The organism is Sorangium sp. So ce406 (assembly GCF_051474675.1).
Classification (GTDB): Bacteria; Myxococcota_A; Polyangia; order Polyangiales; family Polyangiaceae; genus Sorangium; species Sorangium cellulosum_G.
This window is the reverse complement of record NZ_CP150340.1, coordinates 2,087,380-2,114,314: the sequence shown is the minus strand read 5'-3', so window position 1 is coordinate 2,114,314 and position 26,935 is coordinate 2,087,380. Positions and strand designations below refer to the sequence as shown.

The window sequence follows — 26,935 nt, the reverse complement described above, 5'->3', positions numbered from 1 at the left end:
GGTCCAGACGCCGCGCGCAGGGCACGGACGCAGCGCAGCAAGCGCCCGCTCGCTGCGCGCGAGGGCTGGCACGCGTCTTGCGGAAAAATTTCAATTGCTTGCACACCACAGCTCGGCCAGATCGGCGCCCGTGAAGGCTCCGCCTCGCGCCGCGACGGTGGCCGACGGCCGCCCATCGTCGAGAGACATCTCGTATCGCAAGGTGTGCCGGACAACATTTCCAGAGTAAATTCAGTCTCTTGACTATGCTGACGCAGAGGGCTTGCCATGGCGCTGGACTGCCCTTTTAATGCCGCGCCATCCGGAACTTCCCTTGGAGGACATGATGAAGAGCGTTTCGCTTGGAGGTGTGCTTGGCAGGTCGACGTGGTCACTCGGCCTGGCGGTGGTTGCGTTGCAGGCAGCCATGATGATCGGCTGCGGTGACTCGTCGACGGACGACGGCGCGGGCGGCGCGGGCGGCGGCGGGGCGACGACGGGGTCCTCGGCGACGACGGGGTCCTCGGCGAGCTCGACCACCACGGGGACCACGGCGACGACGACGACGACCACGGCGACCTCGGCGAGCTCGACCACCACGGGGAGCGGGAACATGACGACGACGACGAGCACGAGCTCCGGGATGGTGCCCACGGACGGGACGCCGGTGGAGCGGCACGGGCAGCTCCGGGTCATGAACGGCAACATCGTCGGTGAGCACGGCTCGCCGGTCCAGCTCAAGGGCATGAGCCTGTTCTGGAGCCAGTGGAGCAACTACTACAACGCCGATGTCGTCAACTCGGTCGCGGACAACTGGAAAGCCACCGTCATCCGCGCCGCGATGGGCATCGAGAACGAGGGCGGGTACCTCGAGGACCAGGGCGGCCAGAAGGCCAAGGCGAAGACCGTCGCCGACGCGGCGATCGCGAAGGGCCTCTACGTGATCCTCGACTGGCACGATCACAACGCGCAGGACCACCTGGAGCTCTCGAAGGCCTACTTCCGCGAGGTGGCGCAGACCTACAAGAACGTGCCCAACGTGATCTTCGAAGTCTTCAATGAGCCGCTCAACACGAACAGCTGGTCCAACGTGAAGACGTACGCCGAGGCCGTGATCGGCGAGATCCGCGGGCAGGGCGCCAACAACCTCGTCATCGTCGGCTCGCCCAACTGGTCGCAGGACGTGGACATCGCCGCGGACAACCCCCTCCGCGATCCGAACGTGGCGTACACCCTGCATTTCTACGCCAGCACGCACAAGGGCTTCCTGCGCGACAAGGCCCAGCGCGCCATCGACAAGGGGCTGGCGCTCTTCGTGACCGAGTGGGGCACCTGCTCGGCCGACGGCAACGGCACGCTCGATCTCGGCGAGTCGCAGACCTGGCTCAACTTCCTGGACTCGCACAACATCAGCTGGGCCAACTGGTCGCTGGGCGACAAGAACGAGGCGTGCTCCGCCCTCAAGCCCAGGTCGAACCCGACGGGCAACTGGACCGACAACGACCTCACCGACTCGGGCAAGTGGGTGAAGGCGAAGATCGCCGAGTGATCCCGCGCGCGGGTCCCCGGGCGCTCGCCGCGGGGACCCGCCCTTCCCGCCGCGAAGCGCAGGGCGCCTGTCGAGCGCGCGCTCGCCGCGCCGCTCACCCGTGCTCTCGTTGGCTCTCCACGGACAGGGGCCGCCCGGCACAGAAGGGGCACTGGTCGTCCGAGCTCCAGTCGTCGTCCTCGAGGCCGAGCGCCCGGATCTGCTCCAGCTCCCATGCGCGCGCCTCGGGCGAGAGCGGGGCGGGACAGGTGGACCTGTGGTCTCTCGGGCGACTCAACATGGACGTTCCCGTTCGGTTGTGCTCCGGAGAGCGACTCCGGGATTTATCGCGCGCAGCCCTGCGACGCCCGTGAAATCGGCCGGATCACGGCAAGTCTGTCCATCGTTGAGGAGAACGAAAAAGCCCCCTCCCGGACGGACCATCGCCGGACCGGCACTCCCCCCCTCGAGCGCCGGTGCGCAGGCGTCCTTCAGCGCATCGCCCGCACCCGCTCCGCCACCTCGCGCCGTCGCAGCTTCCCGCTCGTCGTCTTGGGCAGCTCTCCCGGCGGGACCAGGACGACCTGGTCCACGGTGACCCCGCTCGCCCGCAGCGTCTCCCTCACGCGCTCCGCGAGCCCGGCGTGCTCCGAGGCCTCGGCCCGCGTCTCGGCGACCACGTAGACCGACTCGGTCTGGCGCTCCTCGACGTACACCCCGACCGCGACGACGCACCCGGCCCGGATGCCGTCGACCCGGGACGCGATCTCCTCGATCACCGCGGGGATCATCGTGTGTCCGCCCTTGATGATCACCTCCTTCTTCCGGCCGGTGACGAACAGCGTCCCGCGGTCGACGAACCCGAGATCGCCCGTGCGCAGCCACCCGTCGGACAGCGCCTCGGCCGTCGCCTCGGGCTCGTTGAAATACCCCTCCATCACCGTCTCCGAGCGCACCTCGATCTCCCCCACCGTGCGCTCGGGCACGGGGGCGCGCCCGGCGTCCACGATCCGGAGCTCCGTGCGCGGGATCGGCCTGCCGACGCCGACGAGCTCCAGCGAGAGGGGCCCCGGCGCGGCCTCCTCCACGCGGCCCTCGCGCTCGAGCAGGCCGCGGTCCACCGTGAGCACGCGCGGCGGGGCGAGCAGGTCGGGGAAGGTCACGGCGACCGTCGCCTCGGCCAGCCCGTAGACGGGGAAGAACGCCTCGACGCGGAAGCCGCACGGCGCGAACGCCTCGCCGAAGCGGCGGAGCAAGGCGGGGGAGATCGGCTCGGCGCCGATCATCGCGCACCGCCACGCGCCGAGGTCGAGCCCCGCCTCGACGGCGCGGCGGGCGAGCCCGATGCAGATGGAGTAGGCGCTCGGCGGCCCCAGCGAGATGACGCCCCGGATGCTCGACATCTCCGCGAGCCACGAGAACGGCCGCGTCCGGAACTCGAGCGGCGAGAGCATGTGCACGGGAAAGTCGTTGAAGAGCGGGAAGAGCAGCCCGCCGACCAGCCCCATGTCATGGTGGAGCGGCAGCCACGACACGCCCCCCGCGCCCTCGCCGCGCACCGGGAGCCGCTGGCTCATCGCGTCGAGGTGCAGCATCAGCCGCTCGTGCGGGATGACCACGCCGCGCGGGTGCCCGGTGCTCCCGCTCGTGAGCTGGATCAGCGCGGGGCCGGGCGCGCCCTCGGGATCCGGCAGCGAGCCCGCGGCGGGCGCGTCGAGCAGCGGCTCGGCCGCGAGCTGCAGGAGGTCGTCCGCCCCGCCCTCGCCCTGCGCGAAGCCGAGCAGCGCGGACGAGACGACGAGCGCGCGCGCGCCGACCCGCGCGGCCGTCCGCCGGAGCTCGCCGAGGAACGCCGCGACGTCCGTGAGCCGGTAGGGCACCCCGACCTGGATCGGCACCGCGCCGAGCACCCAGACGCCGAAGAGGCACGGCACCGCCACCTCGACGTCCGTCACGAGCAGCAGCACGCGGTCGCCCGGGCGCACCCCCGCCTCGAGGAGCCCCGACGCCGCCGCGCACGCCCGCCGCCAGTACTCCGCCCACGACCAGCCGACGAACTCGCCCTGCTGCTTGTGGTAGAACCCGAACCGCTCCGGCGTCGCCTCGGCGCGCGCCCGGAGCAGGCCCGCGACCGTCCGCGCAGAGGGCCCGCGGCTCACGGCGCGCGCCCCGGCTCGGGAGAGGGCGCGACGCCGAGGCGATCGCGGCCGCCGTTCTTCGTCGCCACGATCATGTACTCGAGCGCTGTGCGGCGCGCGAAGGAGAGCCGGCCCACGGTCATGTACGTCTGGAGCAGCCGCGAGAAGCCGGGCGCGCGGGCGTCGATCCGGGCGCGGTTCGCGCGCACGTTGTCGATCCACCGGGCGACGGTGTGCACGTACGAGCTCGTGAGATCCTCGACGCGCCGGACGTCGAGGCCGGCCTGCTCGATGAGCCCGAGCTCCTCGGCGAGCGAGATGAGGCGGCAATAGCCGAGCGCCTGGACGAAGATGTACTGCGTGGCGGCGCTCTCCCGGTCGCCGCGGGCGCGCGCCGGGAAGTAGCAGTCCGAGATGAGCAGGCGGCCGCCCGGGCGCAGCGCGGCGGCGATCTTCTGGTGGATCCGCTCGCGGTTGTGCATGTGGACGATGCTGCCCACGAAGAGCACGGCGTCGAGCGACTCGGGCTCGAGGTCGACGTCCTCGATGTGCGCGAGATCGATGCGGACCCGCCCGGCGACGCCCGCGCGGTCGGCGCGGCGGAGCGCCTCCTGCCGCTGCTTGTCGCTCAGCGTGACGCCGCGGAAGCTGCCGCCGGTGTGCTCGGCGAGATAGATGAGGTTCGAGCCCCAGCCGCACCCCACGTCGAGGACGCGCTCGCCGGGCTGGATGTCGAGCTCGCGACGGACCCAGTCGTATTTGCGCGCCTGCGCCGCCTCGAGGCTCTCGCCGGGATCGAGGAAGATGCCCGTCGCGTAGGCCAGGCGGCTGTCGAGGACCAGGGAGAATATCTCCGGGTCGTTCTGGTAATGGGCAGCCACCTCCCGCCGCTCGTGCTCCCGCTGCTCCTCGGGCGTCCGGGCGGCGGCCTCGCGCTCGGCGCGCGTGCGCGGGGCGATCACGGCGCCCCTCCCCGGCCGCCCCGCGCCGCGAGCTGCGCCTCCACGAAGGCGATCACGTCGCCCACCGTGCTGATCTGCGCCTGATCGGGCGCCGCGAAATCGGGCGCCACGATCTGGAATCGCTCCTCCAGCGCGACGTTGACCTCGATGAGCGCCAGCGAATCCACGCCGAGGCCGCTCTCGAGCGACAGGTCGGGAGTCACGGCATCGACGCTCATTCCACATCGCTCTGCAATGATGGCGCGGACCTCACGGGCGATCTCCGGATCTCCCCCGCCCGCCACCTGCGGCTGCTTGCCCAGCGCCGCCTCGCTCTTGTTCATGCGCTCTCCTGCTCCGGTTTCGGCGCGCGCGACCTTCAGCACGCCAGCGAGAGGAACTCCACGCAAGCGCGGGCCACGGCCGTAATAGGCCGTACCATGATTGCCATTGGTCGTCCATCAAGGATGAGCACGCTCGCCGGCGCCCGCGGCGCCTCGATCTCGGCGAGCGGCGCCGCTCAGCCGCCGAAGTCGCCGAGATCGCCGTCGACGCGCCGGTCAGTCGCCGAAGTCGCCGAGATCGCCGTCGAACCCGCCGCCGTCATCGAGGCCGCCGCCGTCATCGCCCCACGGATCGCCGTCGTCTCCCCCGTCGTCCGCGCCGCCCGCGTCATCGGCGTCGCCGCCGCGCTCGCTGTCGTTCAAGAGGCCAGGATCCGCCGCGGCCTCCTGCGCCGTGCCGAGCGGCACGCCCATCGGGCTCACGAAGAGCACGTGAGGCGGCATCATCATGTGCATGAACGACGAGATGAGCATCACGTCCAGCATCATCCCGAGCGGGCTGGGCGGATAATAGACAAGGAACGGGTCATAGGCCGGGTGCGTGGGACTCGAAGGCTGCGGCGCGGCCGCGCCGTCGCCCGAGGGCGCGTGCACGACGCGCGCGTCGGCGTGCTGCTGCGTCACGTTCGCCTCCGGCATCGACGCCTTGAGCGCGCCCTCGAGCCGCCCGACGAACGACTCGAACTGCAGCCGCGCCGCCTCGAACAGCGCCGGATCCTTCGCGAGGGGCTCGACGCGGCGGCGGTAGTCGTCCGCCGACTCGCCGGCTCGCGGCTCGAGGTCCCGCACGCGGCCGCCGACGGAGATGATCCCCGTCGGCTCGTCGTCCGCGTGCTCGGTGCGCGCCCGCGTCTCGATGACGAGGTGCAGCCCCGCCTCCTCGTGCTCGGCGGCGAACTTGAGCTCCTGAAAGCCGCGCCCGAACACGGCGGAGTGCTCGGAGAGCGCGAGCACGAGATCGGGGAGGTCGTCCGGCTTGCCGTCGGTGTCCTGGAAGATGACGGTATCGTCGATGACAAGCGAGAGGGCGTTGCCGATCCCGAGCTGACCGAGCGCCCGCCGCACCTGGTCGACCACGGCCGTCGCCTCGAGCTCGACGCGCAGGCGATCGGTGTCGAGGTCCACCGTGGCGCCGAAGCCGCGCTTCAGCCGCTCCCAGACGGTGGGGTTGCGCTGGATGATGCTGCCCTTGAGCGAAACGTGGATCTGTCCGATGAGCCGCATGCGCGCTACTTAGCACCGGCGGGGCGATCCAGGGCGCACCAACGCCGGGCCGGCGCCGGACTGGCCACCGGGCCGCCGCGCGGGCGCCACCGGGCCGCCGCGCGGCCGCGTCAGCCGAAGTTGAACCGCTGGGCGACGCGCTTGTACGCCTGCTCGACGACGCGGCGGGCGTGGTGGATGGCGTTCGACTGGGGGAACTGCAGGGAGGGCGGCGCGCCCTCGTCAGTCTCGGGCGCCGCGTCGGCGAGCCGGCGCGCGAGGGCGCCCACGGTGTCGACCTCGAAATCCCTCGAGTTCTCCTTGAGGAAGCGGCAAAGCCCGCGCAGCCGCTCCACGTTGAGCCGGTTCGGGTAGCCGCGGCGCTCCGCCGCCGAGTCGAGGAAGTAGAACTCGAAGGAGTGGGTCACCAGCGTGACCTCCTTCACCCCGAGCGCGCGATAGCGCAGGAGACAATGCTTGATCTCGTCGAGCGTCACCGCCGTGATCTGGAGGTGCCTGAAGCGCTTCGTCGGCTCGATGAAGTTCGTGACCGGCAGCTCGTACACCCCGCGTTCGGGCGTCTCGAAGAGGCCGAGCCGCGCGCCGGGATACTGCATCTTGCAGTTCTTCGTGAAGTAGCAGGGGTTGTAGTTGCTGCTCAGCACGAGCCCCGCGAGCTTCATCGCGCGCCAGGTGTCGTTGTTCGCGCCGAAGTTGCCGGCGCGGTAGCCGAGCAGCTCGCCCGCCGGGACGCCCGCGCGCACGAGCAGGTCGCGCCCCTCCAGGAGCAGCCGCGTCTGCTCCTCGACCGGGTAGTCGGCGATGTCGTCCGAGACGCGGGGCTCGCCCCGGGAGTGCCAGTCCGCGCGCCGCTGCACGGGGTGGACGTGGAGCTGCACGTCGTGGCCGCGGCCGTGGAGCGCCTGGCACACGTTCGTGAGCCCCTCCATCCCGAAGCTGTACGAGCCGATCGCCTCGACGAAGAACGTCCCGCGCTGCCCGTACGCCTCGAGCTCGCGCATGATGAGCTCGATGCCGAGGGGGTCGCGCTGGTTGACGAAGCGGCCCCAGATGCGGAGGTCGTAGCCCATCGCGGGAGAGACGTTGTCGCCCGTGATGCGCTCTTCGGCGCACTCCACGTCCACGGTAATGTATACCCGCGTCCTCCCGTCAGCCATCGCCTGTACCTCCCTCACCGCGCTTCTGAAGAACCATCGTGATCGTCGGCGCCACGTAGCCCACGTGCATCCCGAGCGGGCCGAGCACCCGGTTCGCCCCGGAGAAGGCCATCAGCTTCGGCCGGGACATGCCCATCTTGGCCTTGAGGTCGACGATGAGCCGGCCCCGATCCTGCTGCGATATGTCCGCATAATCGCCGAACCCCCGCCGGAGCTGCCAGGGAAACACGCTGTAAATCGACCTGCCCGGGAAGAGCGGGCGCAGCGGGTGAGGCACGTAATTCATGAGCACGCGGCCGCTGTGCTGCTCGACCGGCCAGAGGCGGTTGCTCGTGCCCAGGATGACGATGAACCCCCACTGCTGGAGCACCCGGTCGATCTCGCGCTGGACGGCGCCGAGGGTCCCGGGCGGGATGTACTCGAGCACGCTGTTGCACGAGACGAGCTCGAACTCTCCGTCCGTGAACGGCATCGCGGTCGTGTCGGGGACGTGCAGGACGCGCACCTTGTCCGCGAACCCGTGGCGCTCGGCGTTCAGCTGGCTCAGCTCGACGTACTGGGGGTCGACGTCGATCGCGGTCACGTCCGCGCCCAGGGCGGCGAGGACGACCGCCGTCCCGCCCAGGTGGCAGCCGAACTCGAGCACCTTCTTGCCGCGGACCGACGTGAAGAGGTCGTCGAACGCGTGGCGGCTGTGCCGCCACTCCCACTCGACGTACCCCCCCACCCACACGTCATCCGGATCCCAGCCGTGGCGCTGCGCGCAGTCGCGGAAGCGACGGTCGGCGTCCGCGTCCAGGACAGCCGGCGGGGAAACGACGGGTTCGGTCGGCTCGGTCATCGGGGAGGTCAGGCGTCCGACGCGCTCACGGCCGGCGCCGGTGCCCTGTAGATGGCGAAGAGGAAGGGGGAAAACCAGGGGTTCGTCTCGCCGGGGACGACGCGGCGCGCGAGCACCTTGGTGGCCGCGACGAGCTTCCGGGTGACACGCCGCGCCAGGAGCGGCGCCTCGTCGTCCAGCCAGAAATCGAAGTGGCCGCCCGTGTAGCGCGCCTGGACGATCTCGGCGCCGTGGCGGCGGGCGGCGGCCTCGAGGAACGGCAGGTTCATGATGCGGGTGTTGTGACCGTTCAGGTTCTTGCGGTCGAACAGCCAGTGGAGCGCCTTCTGCCCGCCGGCGAAGTTCGGCATCCCCACGACCACGGTGCCTCCCGGCTTCACCAGCTCGAAGTGCCGATCCATCACGGACGCCGCGTCCTCGAAGTGCTCGATGAACCCGAAGGAAGCAACAATATCGAATTTTTCCGCGGGTTTCCAGGAGAAGAAGTCCCCCTTCTCGATCCTGCCGACGCGGATGCCGCGCTTCGTGAGCTCGTGCTCGACGATCGCCGGGTCGCAGGCGTAATCGAGGCCGTACGCCGTGTACCCGTGGCGCCCGCAGAAGTCGGCGAGGATGCGGCCCGGCGCGCACCCGATCTCGAGGAACGACAACCCCTCTCCGCGCGGCAGGAAGGGCGCGACGTCGTCGTAGATCTCGCAGCCGCCGCCCAGGTCGTCGGCGTCGACGTAGCCCTTCCAGTGGTTCTCCCAGTACTCCTGTGACGTGAGCCTCAAGCGCCGCCTCCTCGATGACGTGCGCCGGGGACAGCTCCACCGGCGACCGGGATAGAGAACCGCGTCGGGCCGCGCTCGCCGTCGCGCGCGGCCCGATGCGGCCCCGAGAGCAATCCAGGTTCAGGAATCCTAGAAGACCGCGAGGGCCGCACGCAAGCGAGCCCTCCGCCTTCTTCCATCTCCAGCGTCTCGCATCTCCGGCGCGGCGCGTCTGCGGCGAGGCGCGAGCGCGGCGCGCGGGACGGGGCGTCGGGCCCGTCTCCGCCGGGCCTGGGCGGGCCCCGCGCCCGCGCGCGCCTCGCCCGACCTCAGGACGCGGCCGTCTTCTGGAGGCGCTCGCGGAGCAGGACCTCGAGCGCGGCGAGCGCCTTGGCGAAGCCGTCGATGCCCTCGCTGAGCTTGTCGTTCGCCATCCGGTCGGCGGTGTGCATCGCGCGGAACGTCGCCTCATCCATCGTGATCTTCTCGATGTTCATGGCGCGCGCGGCCGCGGGGTCGAGCTTCCTCGGCAGCTCGCCGCGCGCGGCGGAGAGCTCGGCGAGCAGCTTCGGCGAGATCGTCAGGAGGTCGCAGCCGGCGAGCTCCTTGATCTCGTCGATGTTGCGGAAGCTCGCGCCCATGACCTCGGTCTTGTAGCCGTGCTTCTTGTAGTAGTTGTAGATCTTCGTGACCGACACGACGCCCGGGTCCTCGGCCGGCGCGTAGCCCGTGCGGCCCGTGTCCTTGAGGTACCAGTCGAGGATGCGCCCGACGAACGGCGAGATGAGCGTCACGCCCGCCTCGGCGCACGCGATCGCCTGGTGCAGCCCGAAGAGCAGCGTCAGGTTGCAGTGGATGCCCTCCTTCTCGAGGACCTCCGCCGCGCGGATGCCCTCCCACGTCGAGGCGATCTTGATGAGGACGCGCTCGCGCGAGACGCCGGCCTCCTCGTAGAGGCGGATGATGCGGCGGCCCTTCTCGATGGTCGCCTGGGTGTCGTAGGAGAGGCGCGCGTCGACCTCGGTCGAGACGCGGCCGGGGATGATCTTGAGGATGCGCAGGCCGAAGTCGACGGCGAGCCGGTCGAAGGCGAGGCTCACCGCGTCGCCCGGCTCGCCCCCGCGGGCCGCCTCTTTCTGGGCCCACGCGAGCGCGCCGCCCACGATGTCGGTGTACTCGGACATCTGGGCCGCCGCGGTGATGAGCGACGGGTTGGTCGTCGCGTCTTGCGGGCGAAACTTCTCGATCGAGTTGATGTCGCCGGTGTCCGCGACGACGACGGTGTACGCCTTGAGGCGCTCCAGCAGGTTCTGGTCCATGGCGCCATTGTACGAGCAGCCGGGCAGGACGCCTCCAGGCTTTCGTGACCATCGTGTGAGGAGCCGCCCCTCCCGCTGGAAGCACGGCCGGGGGTGGCCTATGGACAGCGCCCCGTGGAGCCGCCCCCCACCTCCGTCGCGCAACGCGTCCTGTCCGCCTACGACGACCGCCTGTCGGTCCTGCGCGCCGAGGCAGGCGCGCTCGAGCGCCGTTCGAGGACGTTCTCGGTCCTGCGCGGGGTCTCGTTCGTGGCCGCGGCCGTGTCCGGGGGGTACGCGCTCTTCGGGGGCGTGCCGCCGTGGGTCACGTACCTCGCCGGGGCGGTGACCGCGGTGTTCCTCGGGCTGCTCGTGGCGCACGCGCGCCTCGTCACCCGGATGACGGAGGTCGAGCAGCGCATCGGGCTCCACGTGCGCGGCAAGCGGCGCGTGGCCGGCGATTTCGCCGATTTCCCGGAGCGGGGCGACCGCTTCGCCGCGCCGGACCACGATTACGCGGGCGATCTCGACGTGTTCGGGCAGGCGTCGCTGTTCCAGCTCCTCGACGTGGCCCAGACCGGCGAGGGGGAGGCCACGCTCGCGGCCTGGCTCACGGAGCCCGCGCCGGCGCCCGAGGTGGCGGCGCGGCAGGAGGCGGTGCGCGAGCTCGCCAGCCTCGGCGCGTTCCGCGAGGACCTCGCCGTGGTGGGCATGCAGGCGGGGGCGCGCGGGCGCGAGGCCGCGCCGCTCATCGCGTGGGCCGAGGCGCCCTCGGCGCTGATCGGCGACGGGGCGCGCGCCGGCGGGCTTTCGGTGGGCGCGCTCGTGACGGCGGCGAAGGTGCTCGTGCCGCTGACGCTCGCGCTGCTCGCGGCGCCGCGGCTCCTCCCTGCGGCCGAGCTCGGCCTGCTGCGCCACGCCTGGCTCCTGCCGCTCGGCGCCCAGTTCGTCGTGCTGGCGATGCTGCGGCCGGCGATCGCGCCGATCATCGCCGCGGCGTCGTCGCGCGAGGCGCCGTTCGCGCGGTACCGGCCGCTGCTCGCGCGCATCGAGCAGCAGGCGTTCTCGTCGGCGCTCCTGAACGAGCTCAAGGCGACGCTCGCGGGGCCCTCGGGCGTGCTCGCCTCGCGGGAGATGACGGCGCTCGAGACCCGGGTGGGCTACGCGGACCTGCGCCACAGCGGGCTCATCCACCTGGTCGCCGACATCTTCCTGCTCTGGGACGTGTGGTGCGCGCTCGCCCTGGAGCGGTGGAAGCTGCGCGCGGGCCGGCACGTGAAGGCGTGGATGCGGACGCTCGGGCAGGTCGAGGCGCTCGCGAGCCTCGCGACGTTCGCGCACGAGAACCCCGACTACGCCTACCCCGAGGTGCGGGACGGCGCGCCCCGCTTCACGGCGACGCGCCTCGGGCACCCGCTCCTGCCGCGCGACCGCCGGGTGACGAACGACGTCTCGCTGGAGGGCGCGGGCGCGGCGCTGCTCGTGACGGGCTCGAACATGTCGGGCAAGAGCACGCTCCTCCGCGCGATCGGGGTGAACGCCGCGCTCGCCCTCGCGGGCGCGCCGGTCTGCGCGTCGTCGCTGGCGCTGTCGCCGGTCCGCGTCCGGACGAGCATGCGGATCAAGGACTCGCTCGAGCACGGCGTCTCGCACTTCTACGCCGAGCTGACCCGCCTGAAGCGCGTGGTCGACGGGGTGAACGCGGGCGAGCGGGTGCTGTTCCTGCTCGACGAGATCCTCCACGGCACGAACGCGCGGGAGCGCCAGATCGGGGCCAGGGCGGTCGTGCGCCACCTCGTGGAGCAGGGGGCGATCGGCGCTGTGTCGTCCCACGACATGGGGCTCGCCGTGCTGGAGCAGGAGACCTCGGGCCGCGTGCGCAACATGCACTTCGAGGAGCTCGTGGTCGATGACAGGATGACGTTCGACTACACGCTGAAGCCCGGCGTGGTGACGAGCGCGAACGCGCTGCGGCTGATGAGGATCGTCGGGATCGACCTCGACTTCTCGGAGGGCGGGATCGAGGCGGCGCCGGCCGCGGGGGCGCCGGCCGCGGGCATGCCGGCGGCGACCGCGACCGCGCGGGAATGATCGCGGCGCACGGCCGCGTTGCGGGCGCCGTGCCGACTGAAGCCTGCTTCTACGCGAGCGACAGCGAGCTGATCATCCCGCTACGTCGCAGCCTGACCCGTGCCCTGCTCCAGCGGCACGGCGCGCTCCCCGGCGACGCCTGACGCGGCCGGCGCGCCGGCGGCCGCCGGCGCCGCCGCGCCCGCTCCCCTCGCGAGCACCCCCTCGGCGAACGCGGCGATCCGCGCGGCGAAGCGGCGCGGGTCGTCGACGTGCGGGCAGTGGCCGACGCCCTCGGGCTCCTCGATCTCCGCGTGCGGCGGGAGGTGGCGCCGGTAGTACTCGAGGTTGGCGCTCGGCATCAGGCGGTCCGAGCGGCCCCAGATGAGCAGGATCGGCATCGAGAGCGAGCCGAGCTGCTCGGGGGTGAAGGCGTGGTCGCACCGGGTCGAGCTCGTGAAGGAGACGATGGTCTCGCGCGCGAACATCCGCATGACGTCGCCGGCCACCAGGGGGGTGAACCAGGGGACGCGGTGGTAGAGGCGCGCGAAGAACGCGCGCGCGTCGGCGCGCGATCGCAGCTTGAACGTGCCGAGCAGCGCGGCGAGCTCGGCCTGCTCCATGCAGGCGCCGGCCGGCGACGCGAGCGCCAGGGCGCGCACGCGGTCCGGCGAGCTCAGCGCGTAGTTCACGGCGACCGCGCCGCCGAGCGAGTTGCCGACGACGATGGCGGGCTCGTCGAGCTCGCGGTCGAGCAGCTCGTTCATGGCGGCGCTCAGGCACTCCGGCGTGAACGCCGACGCCGGCGTCGCGCTCCACCCGTGCCCCGGCGCCTCGGCGGCGATGACGCGGCGGGCGCGCCGCCGGAGGCGCTGCAGCACCGGCGCGTACGGGAGCGCCGAGGAGCCGATGCCGTGGAGCAGGACCACGGTCGGGAGCGGGCCGGTGCCCGCGGCATCGTAGAGGTGGAGCTTGCAGACCGACGTCTCGACCCAGCGGCTCTGCACCCCGGATCTGTTCAGCGCCCTCTTGGCGAGGCGCTCGGCGAGCGGGAGGATGCCCATGAGCCGGGCATAGCAGATCGACGAGATCCCGGCGCGGGCGGAAGGCGGCGGAACGGGCGGCGGAAGGGCGCGCTGCTCGGGCTGCCGAGCGCGCGGCGCTGCGCCCGATTTCCGTTGAGATCCATGGGATTCCGCGCCACATGTCGTCGCGTGCGATCGCTGCTCCTCGCCGCCGCCGTTACCCTGGTCGCGTGCTCGCGCCCCGAGCCGCCGACGCTCAAGCCCGAGGCCGCCGTGGTGACCGCCATCACCGCCCAGGGCATCGACTTCCGGGTCCAGATCCAGGCGTACAACTCGAACGGCATCGACCTCACGACGCGCTCGCTCAAGGCGAACGTGGTGCTCGACGGCAAGTACGACGTCGGCACGGTCACCGTGCCCGCGCCGCTCAAGCTGTCCGCGAAGCAGTGGACGCCGATCCAGGTGCCGCTGTCGGTGAAGTGGCAGGATCTCACCAGCATCGCCGCGCTGGGAGCGCAGCGCCGCGGCGTCCCCTACCAGGTGAACGGCACGGTCGCGATCGGCGGCGAGACGCTCAACGTGGACCTGCCGTTCCGCCTCGCGGGGACGATCACGCACGAGCAGCTCATGGCGGCGATCGGGAACTCGCTGCCCGGCCTGGGCCTCCCGGGCCTGCGCTGAGCGAGCGCCCGGGCGCTCACCTCTCCTCGGTCGCGATCCCGCGCGCGCGCCGCTGCCGCGCGATCCCCGCGATCCCCGCGATCGCCGCAGTCGCGCGGATCGCCGTGGTACGCTCGGCGCGATGCCGGACATGCAAGCGGTGGTGGGGGAGCTCTGCTCGCCGCGGTGCGCGGGGCGCCGCCCGGGGACGAAGGAGGGGGCGGCCGCGCGGGCGGTCGTTGTCGACGCGCTGCGCGCCGCCGGGCTCGATCCGTTCGAGCAGGCGGTGCCGGGCCTCGGCGGCGCGAACGTCCTCGCCACCCTGGAGGGGGATACCGATCGGTACACCCTCGTCGGCGCGCACTTCGATCACCTCGGGAGCCTCGGACAGCAGATCTTCTGGGGCGCGGACGACAACGCGGCGGCGGTCGCGATCCTCGTCGACGTCGCCCGCGCGCTCGCGGCCGCGCGCCCCGCGGGCCGCGGCGTGATCGTCGCGGCGTTCGACGGCGAGGAGCCGCCTCACTTCCTCGCGGGCACGATGGGCTCGGTGCACTTCGCGAAGAGCTCGCCTGTCCCGCTCGATCGCATCGACATGATGGTGTGCATGGACCTCGTCGGCCACGCGCTCGGTCCGGAGGGCACGCCCGACGAGGTGCGCCGGTCGCTCATCGCGCTCGGGGCCGAGCGGAGCGCGGGGACGGCGGCGCACGTCGACGCGATCGCGCGCGCCGAGCCCGGCGTGATCGTGCGGCGGGCGGACGCGGAGGTGATCCCGCCGCTCTCCGACTACTTCGCCTTCTGGGAGCGCGAGGTGCCTTTCCTGTTCCTGACGTGCGGGCGATCGCGCGTCTACCACACGCCCGAGGACACGCCGGAGAAGCTCGATTTCGCGAAGATGGCGGCGACGTCGCGCTGGATCGAGCGCTTCGTGCGCGAGACCTGCGCGCGCCCGGAGCCGCGCGTCCCGTTCCTGCGCGGCGCGCGCGACGACGCCTCCTCGCTGCGGCTGCTCGTGGAGCTGGCGGGCGCTCTCGAGGAGCTGGCGCCCGAGGCGCGGCAGGGGCGGCGGGCGGCCGAGGCGCTGCTCGCCGCGTGCGACCGCGAGGGCCGGCTCCCCGAGGCCCGGCGCCACGAGGCGCAGATGCTGCTGGGCATGCTCGAGGCGGGGCTCGCGTGAGATGACGCGACCCATCGGCGCTCCAGGCGGCGAGGCGCCCGACAGGCTTCGGTCCAGGTAGACGTTGTCTGTCCTGGATGCCAGCCGAGCGGATCATCTCGGCCGCTCATCGTTCGTCAGTGCATCGCTCGACCCTCGCCTCGACCACGGCCCTCGCCTCAGGTGTCACGCTCAGCGCCTCGAGCGCTCGCGCGCGCCATTCGGGCCGGTCGCGTAACCTCCGCAGCGCGCGGTTCCACGCGTCCTCGACCGAGGGCCCGTAGGCCTCGCGCGCCTTGTCCCAGGCGACCTGCGGCAGCTCGCCGAGACTGTGCTCGAGCAAGATGAGATCGATCACGTCACGTCCCAGCGCCGCGTCGTCGAGGAAACGGTCCTCGTTGGCGAGGAGCTTCTCGGCGACGAGATCCTCGTCCGTGAGGCGCGCGACGGGCAAGGCTGGGTCGTCGACTCCGGCGAGGTCGATCCTGCCCTCGCTGACGATCTCGAGCTTGAGCGGCGCGCCGGCCACGTCGAGCACGACGCGGATGCCATAGCGATCTGCGCGCAGCTCGCGTCGCACCGTGACATCGGAGGTGAAGAGCCCGCGAACACCGGCCTCGTAGACGCGGTGCCGCATCATCCTGTATCCCTCACGTGAGGCGCAGAGAAAGTCGACGTCGCGCGAGAGCCGGAACTCGTCGCAGCGGAGCGATATCGCCGTTCCGCCAGCAAACCAGCACTCGGCCTGCTGTAGAAGGCCTGCGTCTAGAGACGCGAGCAAGTCGAGGATCCGCCGATGCTCGTCTCGCTCAGCCATGAAACACGCCTCGGCCGTAACGGGCGACGAGATAATCGAAGAACCGCCGCTCGTGGTCGTTCATCGAGGCGCGGTCGACCCACTGCCGGTTCGCCTCGTACAACGCGAGGGCTTCCTCCTCCGTGATTGCGTGATCCTCCCTGTTCCAGAGGAGCAGCCGGAGCTGCTCGAGATCCTCGCCGACGATCATGGTTCAAGGATAGCGAAAGCCCCGATCGTTGCACTCCCGGCAGAGACGAGCTCGCAGCGCCGCCTCGCACGTACCGCCCGAGAGCGCACCGCCCGCGGGATCCAGGGCTGGGCCATGGCATGGCCGTGGATCCGCGTCGGACCAGGCGGCGAGGTCAGCGTCCATCGTCGATCTACGGCCTGTCCCGCGGGCCTGTCCCGCGCCACGGGTGACGCGCCCGCGCGGCGGCCCTCCTGCGGCTGAGCGCGCCGCCTGCGTGGCATGGTCCCGCCCCGCTCCTGTCGCCAGCCCATCCGCGGACGAGGGCGCAGCGCGCAGGGCCGTCCAGGGGCGCGTCAGGAGGGTGTCAACACCGAAGCCGACGAGCTGCCTCAGGTCGGCTCGGACGTCACGAGAGCGGACCGAAGCGCTTCTCGTACGCCGCGAGCTTGTCCGCGAGCGTCTGTGCCCGCTCCTCCGCCGCGCGGGCCTGCTCCTCTGCCGTGGGAAGCGCGCGCCCCTCGGCGTCGAGCCACCGGAGCCATCTCCCTTTGCTGCCGAGATACAAGCCTTCCCGCACACCGAGACGCAGCCCGAGCTGCTCGCTGACCAGCTCGCCCTCCGCGCTGGAGGTCATGGGCTTGTAGCTGCGAGAGCCGATGTCGAGCACATGGCCTTCGAGCACGCTCTTCATCGGGTCGAACAGGAAGTACTCTGGCACGCGCAGCACCTTGGCGTAGATGCGCATCTTCTCGCCGCGGTCCACCGACTCGGTGCTCTCGGAGAGGAGCTCGATCACCACATCGGGCGTCCTGCCGTTCTCTTGCCACACCACCCAGGACTTCCTGTCCCGGCGCACCGTATCGAGCACCACGAAGACGTCCGGCCCGCGGAAGTCGTTCTTCATGGTCTGGAGCTCGCTGAAGTAGATCGCCATGTTGCCGCTGACGTAGACGTCATCGCGATCTTTCCAGAAGAGGTCCAGCGTCTCGATCAGCAGCAGCATCTGCTTGCGGTGGCGGTCGCTCTCCATGGGCTCACCATCGTCGTGGGGGAGCTCGTCCTCTCCGGGCGGCGGGATGGGGATGAGCGAGGTCTCGCTGGCGTACGGCATGGGCTTCCTCGACGCGATCCTACCAGGTTCCCTGGGCGCCGCAGCCGTGACGACGGGAGGCGGCGGCGGCCCCGCGCCGAGGCGCGCGCGGCTCGCGCCCGGCGCGCCGCGCGCCCGCCTGCCCTGGGTCCCGGCGCTCCCGGTTGTCTCGGGCCCGAGGAGCCTGCAGAATCGGCGCGGAGCAGACGCCCGTGCCCGTCCACCCCCCCGCCGCGGCGCCGCCGCCGCCCGAGAGCGCCCCCCGATGTCCGGCGGCCTGATCTTCCACGACGGCGGCGGCGGGCCCGTCGCGCGCTGCGCGCGCTGCGGCGCCGAGGCGGCGGGGCCGTGCGCGCGCTGCCGTTCGCCCGTGTGCGGCGATTGCTGCGTGCTCACCGAGGGCGGCGCGCGGGTGTGGGCGATCTGCCTCGCGTGCGAGGACCGCGGCGGCCGCTCGCTGCGCCGGGGCTGGGCGACCGTGCTCGGGTGGATCGCGCTGCCGATCGCGGCGCTCGCGGCGCTCGTCGCGTTGCTCGAGTGGCTGCAAAGGAAATGAAAGGACCGGAGGCGTCATGTTCAGCGTGAAGCAAATCGAAGGCGCGATCCCCACCGTCGAGCTCGCCGACAGCGACGCCGCGAGCCGCGCTGTGCTGGCCCCGGCCCGCGGCGGCATCCTGACCGGGCTGACCGTCGGCGGTCGCGAGCTGCTCTACCTGGATCGCGCCACGTTCGACGATCGCGCCGCCAACGTGCGCGGCGGCAACCCGGTGCTCTTCCCCTCGCCCGGCAAGCTCGCCGGCGACGCCTGGTCCGCCGCCGGCGCGGCGGGCCGGATGCGCCAGCACGGCTTCGCCCGCACCCTGCCGTGGTCGCTCGACGACCATGGCACGCTCGCGTCGGGCGGCGCCTACGCGCGCCTCGTCCTCCGCTCGAGCGAGGCGACGCGCGCGCAGTACCCCTGGGATTTTCGCGCCGAGTTCACCTACACGCTGCGCGGCAGGGCGCTCCGCGTCGATCTCCGCATCACCAACGAGACCGGCGACGGCGCGCCGCCGATGCCGTTCGGGGCCGGGTTTCACCCCTACTTCGCCGTCTCCCAGGCCGACAAGGCCCGGGCCACGATCGAGACGCGGGCGACGCGCGCGTTCGACAACACGACGAAGCAGGAAGTGCCCTTCTCCGGCTTCGACCTGACCCGGCCCGAGGTCGACCTCCACCTGATCGATCACGGGTCCACCGAGAGCGCGCTCGCGATCGAGGGCGAGGCCGGGCTCCGCATCGCGGTCCGCGGCTCGCCCGAGTTCACGCACTGGGTCGTGTGGACGCTGCAAGGCAAGGACTTCGTCTGCCTCGAGCCGTGGACCTGCCCCGGCGACGCCCTCAACACCGGAGAGCGCCTCATCCAGCTGCCGTCGCGGCAGACGCGGTCGCTCTGGGTCGAATACTCCGCCTGAGACCCGCCGCGGAGATCTCGTCTGTCGCGCTCCGGCACGACGCGAGTCCCCTCTTCCCGACAGAGCACGTTAACGCCGCTCGAAGCGCCCCGGCGCAGCCATTCGACGCGCGACGGCAATCCTTACCGCATGATGGCTGGCAATCGTTGCCATGACGGCAAGGCTTGCCACGCGCACGCCGGCCCGGCGCGCGAGATCGCCTGCGGGACGCCCGCTCCGCGCGGCGCGTGGCCCGCTCTCCTCGAAAAGCCCCTTCGGACGCAGGGCGGCACGTCCGTTGCGATGAGGCTCGGTCAGCCGGGCGCGCCGGTGGCGGCCTGGGAGCCGTCGAATGAACCATCGCAATCAAGGAGATACGAACGTGAAAAACAGCGATTTTCTTCTCGAGGACCTGGAAGAGACCATCGTCCCCGCCGACATGGGCGCCCCCGTGCTCAACATTCCGGTGCTCGTCATGATCGTGATCTTCGCCACGCCGGTGCTGACGATCCGGCGCTTCGCCACGGTCGCAAAGTAGGTCGCGGCCACCCGCGCCGGGGGGCGGGCGCGATCACGCGGCCCGCTCCTCGGCGCGGTCTTCCTCCGCCTGAACGATCTCGAGGGCCTGCGCCCTCGACCTCTTGCCTGCTCCTGAAAGGACGATTGTGTCATGTCATCAGCCATCGTCGATCTGGTCCTCTGGCGGGCCGAGCGCGTCCCTGCGCTCGGCGCTTTCCTCCGCGATGTCTCCAATGAGCTGTCTTCCGGCGGTCCTGGCGCGTTCCTGGCCTGCGGTCCGATCTTCGAGGAGCTCGTCCAATCGGACGCCGTGAGGGACCTCGTCCGCGCCGAGATCGAGCGCGCCGCGGAGGACCCGCTCTATGCCCCGCCGAGCACCTCCGAGGCCATGAGCATCGTGGATGTGCGCGATTTCTGCCTGCTCCTCAAGCGCGTGCGCCCCGCGACGCCGGGGGAGGAGCTCCAGAGCCTCTCGGAGCACGTCTACGCGGGCGTCGTCGGCCCCGGCCGGCTGGGGGTCGACATCTACGGCGAGGCGCCTGGGTACAACAACGAGGTCTTCGATCGGACGCGCCGCCTCCGCGCGGAGGGCGCGCTCTCCCTCGGTCCGGGGGAGGTCGCCGGGTTCATCTCGGGTGAGCACGTCGTGCAGTTCGACGGTCCCCCCGAGGGGACGCTCGCGCTCTTCTTCATGTCCGGCGCGGTCCAGCGCCTGCGGTGGGTCTACGACGCGAGCACCCTCCAGGCCGTGCGCGCGCACGCCTGCAACCGCGACGAGTCGCGCCTCGAGTTCGTCGCCGCCGCGCTCAGCGAGCTCGGCGCCACGGAGGCGATCCCCGCGCTCGACAGGCTCTGCGCGCACCCCGCCCACTTCGTCCGCTGGAGCGCCCTCCGGAGCCTGCTCCGGCTCGATTTCGACAGGGGCATCGCCCGCCTCACCGAGGCGCAGGACGACGACCACCCGCACGTGCGCAACGGGGCGAAGCGCGCGCTCGCCAGGCTTGAATCCACGAGGACCGAGGCCTGACCCGGCCGCGGCTCGCCCTGACGCGCCCGAGCGCATGGGTCCCGACGAGGGACATGCCGGGGCCTGGAGGATCACGGAGGAATCATGAGCATCACCCTCGCAACCGACAACGACGACATCTTCGAGCTGGCGCAGTACATCGAGCACATCGAGGACAACGTCGATCTCGACGATCGCGCCAGCGTCATGGCATCTGCCCCGGCGCTCCGCGCGCTGGCCAACAACAGGTCGTTCTTCGTTCGCAAGCTGAACGAGGACCTGGCGTCGCTGAGCAGCTTCCAGTCGTTCAACAGCTACACGGCGCAGACGATGCTGCTCGGCACGGGCCGCGGCTTCCACGTCCGCGCCAACATCTGGCTCCCCTGCGATGAGAGACCGCAGGTCCGCGCGTGGCAGGAGCAGCTCTTCGTCTACGGGCTGCCCCACGATCACAACTTCGACTTCCTCACGGTGGGCTATCACGGCCCCGGGTACTCCACGGATCTCTACGAGTACGACCGCAGCTCGGTCCTCGGGATGCCCGGCGAGCGGGTGGAGCTCGTGTCCCGCGGGAAAGCCACGCTCGAACCCGGCAAGGTGATGTTCTACCGCGCCTGCCGCGACGTCCACGCGCAGCTCCCGCCGGCCGCGTTCTCGATCTCGCTCAACCTGATGATCGAGAGCCGGAAGAACGCGCTCCTGGATCAATACATCTTCGACCCGGAGCAAGGCGTCATCCGGGGCACGGTTCAGACGGGCACGTCGCGCTCCTTCCTGTTCGAGCTCCCGCGCTACCTCGGCGACGACACGACGAGGTCCACCCTCGAGCGGCTCGCCGCCGAGCACCCGTCAGGCCGCGTCCGCGCCGCCTCGCTCGAGACGCTCTGCGCGCTCGAGCCCGGCGAGGCCGAGCGGATCTGGCGGCGATCGCTCGACAGCGAGCACCCGTTCGTGCGCGCGGTGGCCGGAGAGAAGCTGCGCCTCGCGAGCTGAGGTGTCGTGGCGCGCGCCCGCGGCGTCGCGGACACGCCGCGGACACGCCCACGCAGCGGCACAGCGTGGCCCGGCGCGCCTCCGGGGCGCTCTGCGCGCCGCGCGGTTCACGGTTGACGCCCGGCCGGGAAAAGCGTGGAATCCGCCGATGACTTCTACAGCACATCTTACCGCACATCGACCCCTGCTTGCCCGCTGCCGAGCGCTGCTCGGGCGGCGGCCGCGCTTCCTCTCCGCCTTCTCCGCCTTGCCCGCCGCCGCGCTGGCGATGACCGTCACGACCGGCGCTGCCGCGGCGCCGGTGTGGACCGGGGACTTCGAGACCGGCGACCTGTCGCAGTGGAGCACGAGCCTGAACGGCGAGCGCATCTCCGTGGTGACGTCGCCTGTCCTGCAGGGCACGCGCGCCGGGCAGATCCAGCTCACCAACGACGCCAGGTGGCCCAACGGCATCAAGCGCGTCGAGCTGAACCACAAGCCGGCCGCGGGGCGCACGGCCGAGGGCAAGGAGACGTATTTCGCCTGGAGCTTCTATCTCCCCGAGGCGCTCGCGGCGGACCCGCCGACGCAGATCGGGTACTGGGAGTCCGACGCCACCTACAATCAGATGATGTCGTTCGAGGTCACGGGGCAGAACATCAGCTTTGCCACCCGCAAGCCCGCGAACAAGGTGCACTGGCAGGCGAACGGCGCGGTGACGCCCGGCGTGTGGCACCGCATCGCGCTGCACGTCCGGTGGTCGACGAACCCGAGCCAGGGCTCCGTGGACGTGTGGTTCGACGGCGAGCAGGTGGTCACCGCCGGCCAGGCGCAGACCCTCGCCGACGGCAACGCGCATTTCACGCAGATCGGCCTGCTGCGCAACCCGGCCGAGTTCACGGACAGCCCCATCATCGTCCTCGATGACGCGGTCGAAGGCGACACGCTCGACGACGTGCGTCCCGCGCTGCCCTCCTCCGGGGAGGGCGGCGCCGGGGGCGCGGGCGCCGGGGGTGCGGGCGGCGGCGAGAACACCGGGGGCGCGGGCGCAACGACGAGCAGCAGCGCCAGCGGCAGCGGCGGCGCGGGCACCGGCTCGGGTACCGGCACGGGCGGCGGCGACGCCGCGACGAGCGGCTCGGGCGCGTCGACGTCCGCCGCTTCCGGCGCCGGCTCCACCGGCTCGGGCGGGACCGACGAGACGGACGACAAGGGCGACGAGGGCGGCTGCAGTTTCCGCGTGGCCGGGTCGCCGGCGGCGCCCGGGTCCCTGGCGCTCGCCGGCCTGGTCGCCGCGCTCGCGTTCGCGCGGCGGCGCAGGCAGCGCTGAGCCGGGGCGCGGGGCCGGGCGCTCGCCCGGCTCACGCCGCCCTCCTCGCGGCCGGAGGGCCCAACCCTCGGCTCAACAAAATGAATTCACGAATCAATTTTTGTTAGCATCGCATTGACAAAATTGAGCCCGGATCGATACTAGACGTATCCCGTGGCAAGATTTGTCGTTCGATGCCCGAGCTGCGACGGCGAGCTGCGCGCGACGCGGCTCGGCTGCCAGACCTGCGGAACCAACCTGGATGGTCAGTTCGAGATCCCGGCGCTGCTCCAGCTCTCGCCGGACGATCTCGCCTTCGTGACAGCGTTCGTGCGCTCGTCGGGGAGCTTGAAGGCGATGGCGCAGCTCCTTCAGGTCAGTTACCCGACCGTGCGCAACCGGCTCGATGAGGTCATCGGCCGGCTCGAAGCGCTGGAGCAGGGGGTCCAGAAGCGCCGGCACGAGATCCTGGACGCGCTCGAGAATGGGCGGCTCTCCGCGAAGGAGGCGGAGGAGGCGCTGCGAAAGGTGGGACTATGAGGATGACCACGCCCGACGAGAGAGTGCGCGCGCTCGTGCGCGACAACGTCATCCAGCCCGCGGAAGGCGAGCGGCTGCTGGCCACCCTGTCCCCGCGGCCCTCCCGGAGCGGGTGGCGGCTCGCGCTGAACCCGTTCGAGCGCTTCGGCGGCGGGGTCGCCGTCGGGGCGGGGCTCGCCGTCGCCGCGCTGAGCCTCGCCATCACGCGGCTCGGCGTCCGATTCGATGGCTTCCTCGATCTGCACGCGTCGCCGGGCGCCGTCTCGATCGGGACCTCGCTCCTCGAGCAGGTCGTCGCGTGGCCCGTGCCCGCCCTGCTCTTCTGGTCGTACGCGCGCCTCCTGCGGCGCCGCGTGCGGCTCATCGATTTCGTCGGCGTGACCGGGCTCGCGCGCGCGCCGCTCGCGCTCGCGGGGCTCGCGCTCGGCCTGCTCGCCCCCGAGGCGCCGGCCGGCGCGGCGCCGAGGCTCACGCCCGAGCTGGCCGCCTTCGCCGTGGCGGCGACGCTGTGCCTCGTGTGGTTCTTGACGCTGCTCTATCAGGCCTTCAAGAACGCCTCCGGCCTGCGCGGCGCCGCGCTGACCGCGGGGTTCATCGGCCTCGTGATCGCCTCGGAGATCATCTCGAAGGTCGCGCTCGCGCACCTCGGCTGATCCGGCTCCCCGGCGCGCCGCGCGGCTCGCGCGGCGCGCGCTCATCCGTGCTCGCCTGGCGGCGAGGGCGCAGCGGTGCGCTCGCGTCGCGCTGGACAACCCCGGCGGCGAGGGCGCAGCGGTGCGCTCGCGTCGCGCTGGACAACCCCCTTGCTCGTTCGGAGGACTCGTCATGTCGTTGCGATTCCGTCTCGTGGGCTCGGCGCGCCGCGCCGGCTTTGCTCTTCCCTGCGCGGCCGCGCTCGCGTGGTCGCTCCTCGGCGCGGGCTGCGGGGCCGGTGAGGGCGCGTCGCCTCCCGGCGGAGGCGGCCCGCTCCCGGACGATGGAGGGTCTCCGGACGCGCCGGCCTGTCCGGAGGCGGCCAGCGTCGATGTCACGGTGGAGAACGCGCGCGGCGCGCTGGCGGGCACGCTCGAGGTGCCGGCCGGGTGCGGGCCGTTCCCTGCGGTCGTGATCATCCCAGGGTCGGGATCGACGGACCGGGACGGCAACCAGGCCGCCGCGGGGCTGCTCGCGGGCTCGTACAAGCTCCTGGCGGAGGCCCTCCGGGACAGGGGCATCGCGTCGGTCCGCTACGACAAGGCGGGTATCGGCGGGAGCGTCTCCGCGGCGCCCCGCGCGGAGCAGGAGATGCGCTTCGAGATGGGCGCCGACGACGCCGCCCTGTGGGTGGAGAAGCTCCGCGCGGACGGGCGGTTCGCGACCGTCACGGTGGTGGGGCACAGCGAGGGCTCGCTGCTCGGCATGCTGGTGGCCGCCCGGACCCACCTCGACGGCTATGTCTCGATCGCCGGCGCGGGGCGCCCCATCGGCGATGTCCTGCGCGAGCAGCTCGCGGGCGCCCTCCAGCAGGACGAGGCGCTGCTCGAGGCGGCGAACGGGATCCTCGACCAGCTCGAGCTCGGGCAGCCCGTGGAGGACGTGCCGGCGTCGCTGATGAGCGTGTTTCGACCCAGCGTGCAGCCGTATGTCATCTCGTGGATGAAGTACGACCCCGCGGCGGAGATCCAGGCACTGGCGGCGCCGGTCCTCATCGTCCAGGGGACGACCGACATCCAGGTCAAGGTCGAGGACGCCGAGCTGCTCGCCAGGGCGCGGCCGGACGCGGAGCTCGTCGTTGTCGAGGGGATGAGCCACACGCTCAAGGCCGCGACGCTCTCGGCTGCATCGCAGAACGCCGCGTACAGCGATCCGAGCCTGCCTGTCGTGCCGCGGCTGATCGAGGCGCTCGAGGCGTTCATCCCGGCGGAGTGACGCGGCCGCGCGACGGGCAACGGCGGAAACACGACGGTAACGTGAGACGTCCAGTTCCGCGGGGCAGAAATCCTGCCAGGGATCTGCCTCGAAGACGAAGAGAGATTTCAACGCAAAGGCGCAAAGGCGCAAAGGCGCAAAGGCGCAAAGGCGCAAAGGCGCAAAGGCGCAAAGGCGCAAAGGCGCAAAGGCGCAAAGGCGCAAAGGCGCAAAGGCGCAAAGGCGCAAAGGCGCAAAGGCGCAAAGGCGCAAAGGCGCAAAGGCGCAAAGGCGCCCAAATGCATGAATTCTTTGTAGTTTTGCGCCTTGGCGCCTTTGCGCCTTGGCGTTGAAATCTCTGTCCGGATCCCTGTCTACAGTTCTTCGTAGTACCGCGCTTCGAGCGTGTTTCCGTCCGGATCCTGGAAGTAGAACCAGTGCAGGGTGGAGCCCCGCGCGCCGAACGAAGGGCTGCTCGTCGTGTGCATCGCCACGTCGGCGGCGGTGAGCCTGGCGGTCAGGGCCTGGAACTCGTCGCGCTTCATCGCGAAGCAGACGTGGTTGATGGGCCTCCCGGCGGCGGAAGGCTTCACCTCGCCGGTGTACTTGCGGATGGACTCGGCGGAGGCGATCGGCATGAGGTCGAGGATCGAGACCTCCGACAGGCGGACGCTCGGAAACGAGGCCTTCCCCACCCGGAACTCCTCGGCGCGGACGCTTGGGAGCCCGATCACCTGGGTGTAAAATTCAAGCGCCCGCAGCGGATCCTCGACCCAGAGGACGATATGATCGACGTGGAATGTCATGGCGAGGCGTATGCTACCGCGGCAGGCCCCACGCGGGCCACGGTGGAAGACTCTCCACCAGGCATGACCCGGAGGATCTCATGTCGGGTTCACATCACGCGCGACGCGCCCTCGCCGGGGCGCTCCTCACGGCGGCCATGGCGGGAGGCTGCGGGAAGGACGCTGCACAGCCGCTCGGAGGAACGCAGCCGGGAGCCGGAGGCGCCGGCGGATCGGGCGGCGCCGGCGCCCCTGACGACGGGGAGGTGTCGACGCCGCCCGCGCCGCCTTACGTGATCGAGGCGTTCGCGAAGGACCGGATCACGAGCGACGCGAGCCAGCCGAACTTCCAGCAGGTGAACGCGGAGCTCGAGCTCCGGGACGGGCCGTTCGCGAGCGTGAAGCTCGTCGTGGACCTGGAGACCACGTGTTATCCCTTCGAGAGCTGGCAGGACAACCCGCCTCCGGAAGGCGAGAGCTGGCCTGCGGACTGCGACGCGTTCGACAGGAACTTCGAGTTCTCGCTGGACGATCCGGAGGACCCAGCGGTCGGGCCGCCCGGGATCGAGCTCGTGCGCGCGATCACGCCGTTCGGAGGGCCGCTCCACCTGGAGGTGGACATCACGGACGTGGCGAACGGGCTCGCCGCCGGCAAGCACCGGCTGAAGGCGGTGATCCCGACATGGTCCGACGCGAGCGGTCAGGTGAGCGGCTCGAACGGCGGTTGGACCGTGAGCGCCGTGATCGAGGCGGTGCCCGGGCCTCCGCCGCGGAAGGTGCTGGCGGTGATCCCGCTGTTCAACGGCTCGCAGACGACCGCGGACGGGCCGGGGCCGCTCGCCGTGCAGGTGCCCGAGGGGACGGTGAGCTCGCGCGTCGAATACCGCGTGACCGGCCACGGGGGCGGCGAATCCGGCTCCGGGTGCATCGGACCGGCAGAGGAGTTCTGTCGCAGATACCACACGATCCTGGTGGACGGGGGTCCTCTCGAGAAGATCTCGCCCTGGCGGACGGACTGCGAGGCGCTCTGCACGCGCATGCACCAGGGGCCGGCGGATGGCGGGTTCGATTACTGCCTGGAGAACCCGTGCGGCGCGATCGAGAGCGTGGAGGCGTCGAGGGCAAACTGGTGCCCAGGGAGCGAGTCGCCGCCGTTCCTCTGGGACGCGGAGGCGCTGCGGGTGCCGGGGGAGCACACGCTGGAGTGGAGGATCTCGACGGTCGCGGAGGGCGGCGTGTGGAGGATCTCGGCGACGTATTTCGCGTTCGGCGAGTAGCGTCGCCTCGGC

The 26,935-nt window shown here is 71.4% G+C and carries 29 protein-coding genes; 14 read left to right on the top strand and 15 right to left on the bottom strand.

What is annotated here, in order from left to right:
* Positions 1-243: 243 nt before the first annotated feature.
* Entirely contained in the window at positions 244-612 is a 369-nt protein-coding gene (locus tag WME96_RS07855; RefSeq protein ID WP_437289546.1) for a hypothetical protein, read from the bottom strand.
* On the opposite strand from WME96_RS07855, the gene WME96_RS07850 reads away from it, so the two are divergent.
* Positions 593-1,528, top strand: coding sequence for a glycoside hydrolase family 5 protein (locus WME96_RS07850; protein WP_437289545.1), 936 nt, complete (start codon positions 593-595; stop codon positions 1,526-1,528). The two genes, WME96_RS07855 and WME96_RS07850, sit on opposite strands and share 20 nt — an antisense overlap.
* 94 nt (positions 1,529-1,622) lie before the next feature.
* Here the strand turns inward: WME96_RS07850 and WME96_RS07845 are convergent, their stop codons facing one another.
* The 9 genes from WME96_RS07845 to WME96_RS07805 all read right to left on the bottom strand — a co-directional run bounded on the left by WME96_RS07845 (position 1,623) and on the right by WME96_RS07805 (position 10,223).
* Positions 1,623-1,808: a hypothetical protein gene (locus tag WME96_RS07845; RefSeq protein WP_437289544.1), complete on the bottom strand. Its 186-nt coding sequence runs from the start codon at positions 1,806-1,808 to the stop codon at positions 1,623-1,625.
* A 190-nt stretch (positions 1,809-1,998) separates the two neighbouring features.
* On the bottom strand, positions 1,999-3,666 hold the full coding sequence (locus WME96_RS07840) for an AMP-binding protein (RefSeq protein ID WP_437289543.1): 1,668 nt from the start codon (positions 3,664-3,666) through the stop codon (positions 1,999-2,001).
* On the bottom strand, positions 3,663-4,607 hold the full coding sequence (locus tag WME96_RS07835; protein ID WP_437289542.1) for an SAM-dependent methyltransferase: 945 nt from the start codon (positions 4,605-4,607) through the stop codon (positions 3,663-3,665). The genes WME96_RS07840 and WME96_RS07835 overlap by 4 nt, the downstream gene beginning before the upstream one ends.
* A complete protein-coding gene (locus WME96_RS07830; RefSeq protein ID WP_061615764.1) occupies positions 4,604-4,930 on the bottom strand; it encodes an acyl carrier protein in 327 nt (108 codons plus the stop codon). The genes WME96_RS07835 and WME96_RS07830 overlap by 4 nt, the downstream gene beginning before the upstream one ends.
* A 216-nt stretch (positions 4,931-5,146) precedes the next feature.
* Positions 5,147-6,154 (bottom strand): hypothetical protein, encoded by a 1,008-nt coding sequence (locus tag WME96_RS07825; protein WP_437289541.1) that lies wholly within the window; start codon positions 6,152-6,154, stop codon positions 5,147-5,149.
* A gap of 110 nt (positions 6,155-6,264) precedes the next feature.
* On the bottom strand, positions 6,265-7,311 hold the full coding sequence (locus WME96_RS07820) for a polysaccharide deacetylase family protein (RefSeq protein WP_437289540.1): 1,047 nt from the start codon (positions 7,309-7,311) through the stop codon (positions 6,265-6,267).
* Positions 7,304-8,152, bottom strand: a complete 849-nt coding sequence (locus WME96_RS07815; protein ID WP_437289539.1) for a class I SAM-dependent methyltransferase — start codon at positions 8,150-8,152, stop codon at positions 7,304-7,306. The genes WME96_RS07820 and WME96_RS07815 overlap by 8 nt, the downstream gene beginning before the upstream one ends.
* A gap of 8 nt (positions 8,153-8,160) precedes the next feature.
* Positions 8,161-8,925 (bottom strand): class I SAM-dependent methyltransferase, encoded by a 765-nt coding sequence (locus WME96_RS07810; protein WP_437289538.1) that lies wholly within the window; start codon positions 8,923-8,925, stop codon positions 8,161-8,163.
* A 308-nt stretch (positions 8,926-9,233) separates the two neighbouring features.
* The gene (locus WME96_RS07805) at positions 9,234-10,223 is read right to left on the bottom strand and encodes a transaldolase (protein WP_437289537.1); all 990 of its coding nucleotides are present in this window, start codon (positions 10,221-10,223) and stop codon (positions 9,234-9,236) included.
* 114 nt (positions 10,224-10,337) lie between these two features.
* On the opposite strand from WME96_RS07805, the gene WME96_RS07800 reads away from it, so the two are divergent.
* Positions 10,338-12,293: a MutS family DNA mismatch repair protein gene (locus tag WME96_RS07800; RefSeq protein WP_437289536.1), complete on the top strand. Its 1,956-nt coding sequence runs from the start codon at positions 10,338-10,340 to the stop codon at positions 12,291-12,293.
* An 80-nt stretch (positions 12,294-12,373) separates the two neighbouring features.
* Here WME96_RS07800 and WME96_RS07795 read toward each other — a convergent pair whose 3' ends face one another.
* Complete coding sequence (locus WME96_RS07795; RefSeq protein WP_437289535.1) at positions 12,374-13,336, bottom strand: alpha/beta fold hydrolase; 963 nt, start codon at positions 13,334-13,336, stop codon at positions 12,374-12,376.
* Positions 13,337-13,486: 150 nt separating this feature from the next.
* Here WME96_RS07795 and WME96_RS07790 point away from each other — a divergent pair, with 150 nt between their 5' ends.
* Both WME96_RS07790 and WME96_RS07785 read left to right on the top strand, forming a co-directional pair.
* A complete protein-coding gene (locus tag WME96_RS07790; RefSeq protein WP_437289534.1) occupies positions 13,487-13,978 on the top strand; it encodes an LEA type 2 family protein in 492 nt (163 codons plus the stop codon).
* A 121-nt stretch (positions 13,979-14,099) separates the two neighbouring features.
* Entirely contained in the window at positions 14,100-15,137 is a 1,038-nt protein-coding gene (locus WME96_RS07785) for a M28 family metallopeptidase (RefSeq protein WP_437289533.1), read from the top strand.
* Between the two features lie 106 nt (positions 15,138-15,243).
* Here the strand turns inward: WME96_RS07785 and WME96_RS07780 are convergent, their stop codons facing one another.
* From WME96_RS07780 to WME96_RS07770, 3 genes are all read right to left on the bottom strand, one after another.
* Positions 15,244-15,933, bottom strand: coding sequence for a nucleotidyl transferase AbiEii/AbiGii toxin family protein (locus WME96_RS07780; protein WP_437289532.1), 690 nt, complete (start codon positions 15,931-15,933; stop codon positions 15,244-15,246).
* Positions 15,926-16,123: a hypothetical protein gene (locus WME96_RS07775; RefSeq protein WP_437289531.1), complete on the bottom strand. Its 198-nt coding sequence runs from the start codon at positions 16,121-16,123 to the stop codon at positions 15,926-15,928. Before WME96_RS07775 ends, WME96_RS07780 begins: the two co-directional genes overlap by 8 nt.
* A gap of 388 nt (positions 16,124-16,511) precedes the next feature.
* Positions 16,512-17,216 (bottom strand): Uma2 family endonuclease, encoded by a 705-nt coding sequence (locus WME96_RS07770; protein ID WP_437289530.1) that lies wholly within the window; start codon positions 17,214-17,216, stop codon positions 16,512-16,514.
* Positions 17,217-17,460: 244 nt separating this feature from the next.
* On the opposite strand from WME96_RS07770, the gene WME96_RS07765 reads away from it, so the two are divergent.
* The 9 genes from WME96_RS07765 (at position 17,461) to WME96_RS07725 (ending at position 24,882) form a co-directional block, all read left to right on the top strand.
* Positions 17,461-17,751: a hypothetical protein gene (locus WME96_RS07765; protein WP_437289529.1), complete on the top strand. Its 291-nt coding sequence runs from the start codon at positions 17,461-17,463 to the stop codon at positions 17,749-17,751.
* A gap of 16 nt (positions 17,752-17,767) precedes the next feature.
* Positions 17,768-18,649, top strand: a complete 882-nt coding sequence (locus WME96_RS07760; protein ID WP_437289528.1) for a galactose mutarotase — start codon at positions 17,768-17,770, stop codon at positions 18,647-18,649.
* A 361-nt stretch (positions 18,650-19,010) separates the two neighbouring features.
* Positions 19,011-19,166 (top strand): hypothetical protein, encoded by a 156-nt coding sequence (locus WME96_RS07755; protein ID WP_437289527.1) that lies wholly within the window; start codon positions 19,011-19,013, stop codon positions 19,164-19,166.
* Between the two features lie 132 nt (positions 19,167-19,298).
* Complete coding sequence (locus WME96_RS07750; protein ID WP_437289526.1) at positions 19,299-20,174, top strand: HEAT repeat domain-containing protein; 876 nt, start codon at positions 19,299-19,301, stop codon at positions 20,172-20,174.
* 84 nt (positions 20,175-20,258) lie between these two features.
* Positions 20,259-21,146, top strand: a complete 888-nt coding sequence (locus tag WME96_RS07745; protein WP_437289525.1) for a transposase — start codon at positions 20,259-20,261, stop codon at positions 21,144-21,146.
* A 268-nt stretch (positions 21,147-21,414) separates the two neighbouring features.
* A complete protein-coding gene (locus WME96_RS07740) occupies positions 21,415-22,455 on the top strand; it encodes a polysaccharide lyase (RefSeq protein ID WP_437289524.1) in 1,041 nt (346 codons plus the stop codon).
* Between the two features lie 153 nt (positions 22,456-22,608).
* Positions 22,609-22,974, top strand: coding sequence for a DUF2089 domain-containing protein (locus WME96_RS07735; RefSeq protein ID WP_061613587.1), 366 nt, complete (start codon positions 22,609-22,611; stop codon positions 22,972-22,974).
* A 2-nt stretch (positions 22,975-22,976) separates the two neighbouring features.
* Positions 22,977-23,627 carry a YIP1 family protein gene (locus tag WME96_RS07730; protein ID WP_437289523.1) on the top strand — a complete coding sequence of 217 codons (651 nt, stop codon included), beginning with the start codon at positions 22,977-22,979 and terminating at the stop codon, positions 23,625-23,627.
* A gap of 172 nt (positions 23,628-23,799) precedes the next feature.
* Entirely contained in the window at positions 23,800-24,882 is a 1,083-nt protein-coding gene (locus WME96_RS07725) for an alpha/beta hydrolase (protein ID WP_437289522.1), read from the top strand.
* A 353-nt stretch (positions 24,883-25,235) separates the two neighbouring features.
* On the opposite strand, the gene WME96_RS07720 is transcribed toward WME96_RS07725, so the two are convergent.
* Positions 25,236-25,667: a VOC family protein gene (locus tag WME96_RS07720; RefSeq protein WP_437289521.1), complete on the bottom strand. Its 432-nt coding sequence runs from the start codon at positions 25,665-25,667 to the stop codon at positions 25,236-25,238.
* An 80-nt stretch (positions 25,668-25,747) separates the two neighbouring features.
* Here WME96_RS07720 and WME96_RS07715 point away from each other — a divergent pair, with 80 nt between their 5' ends.
* On the top strand, positions 25,748-26,923 hold the full coding sequence (locus tag WME96_RS07715; RefSeq protein ID WP_437289520.1) for a peptide-N-glycosidase F-related protein: 1,176 nt from the start codon (positions 25,748-25,750) through the stop codon (positions 26,921-26,923).
* The last annotated feature ends 12 nt before the right edge of the window (positions 26,924-26,935 follow it).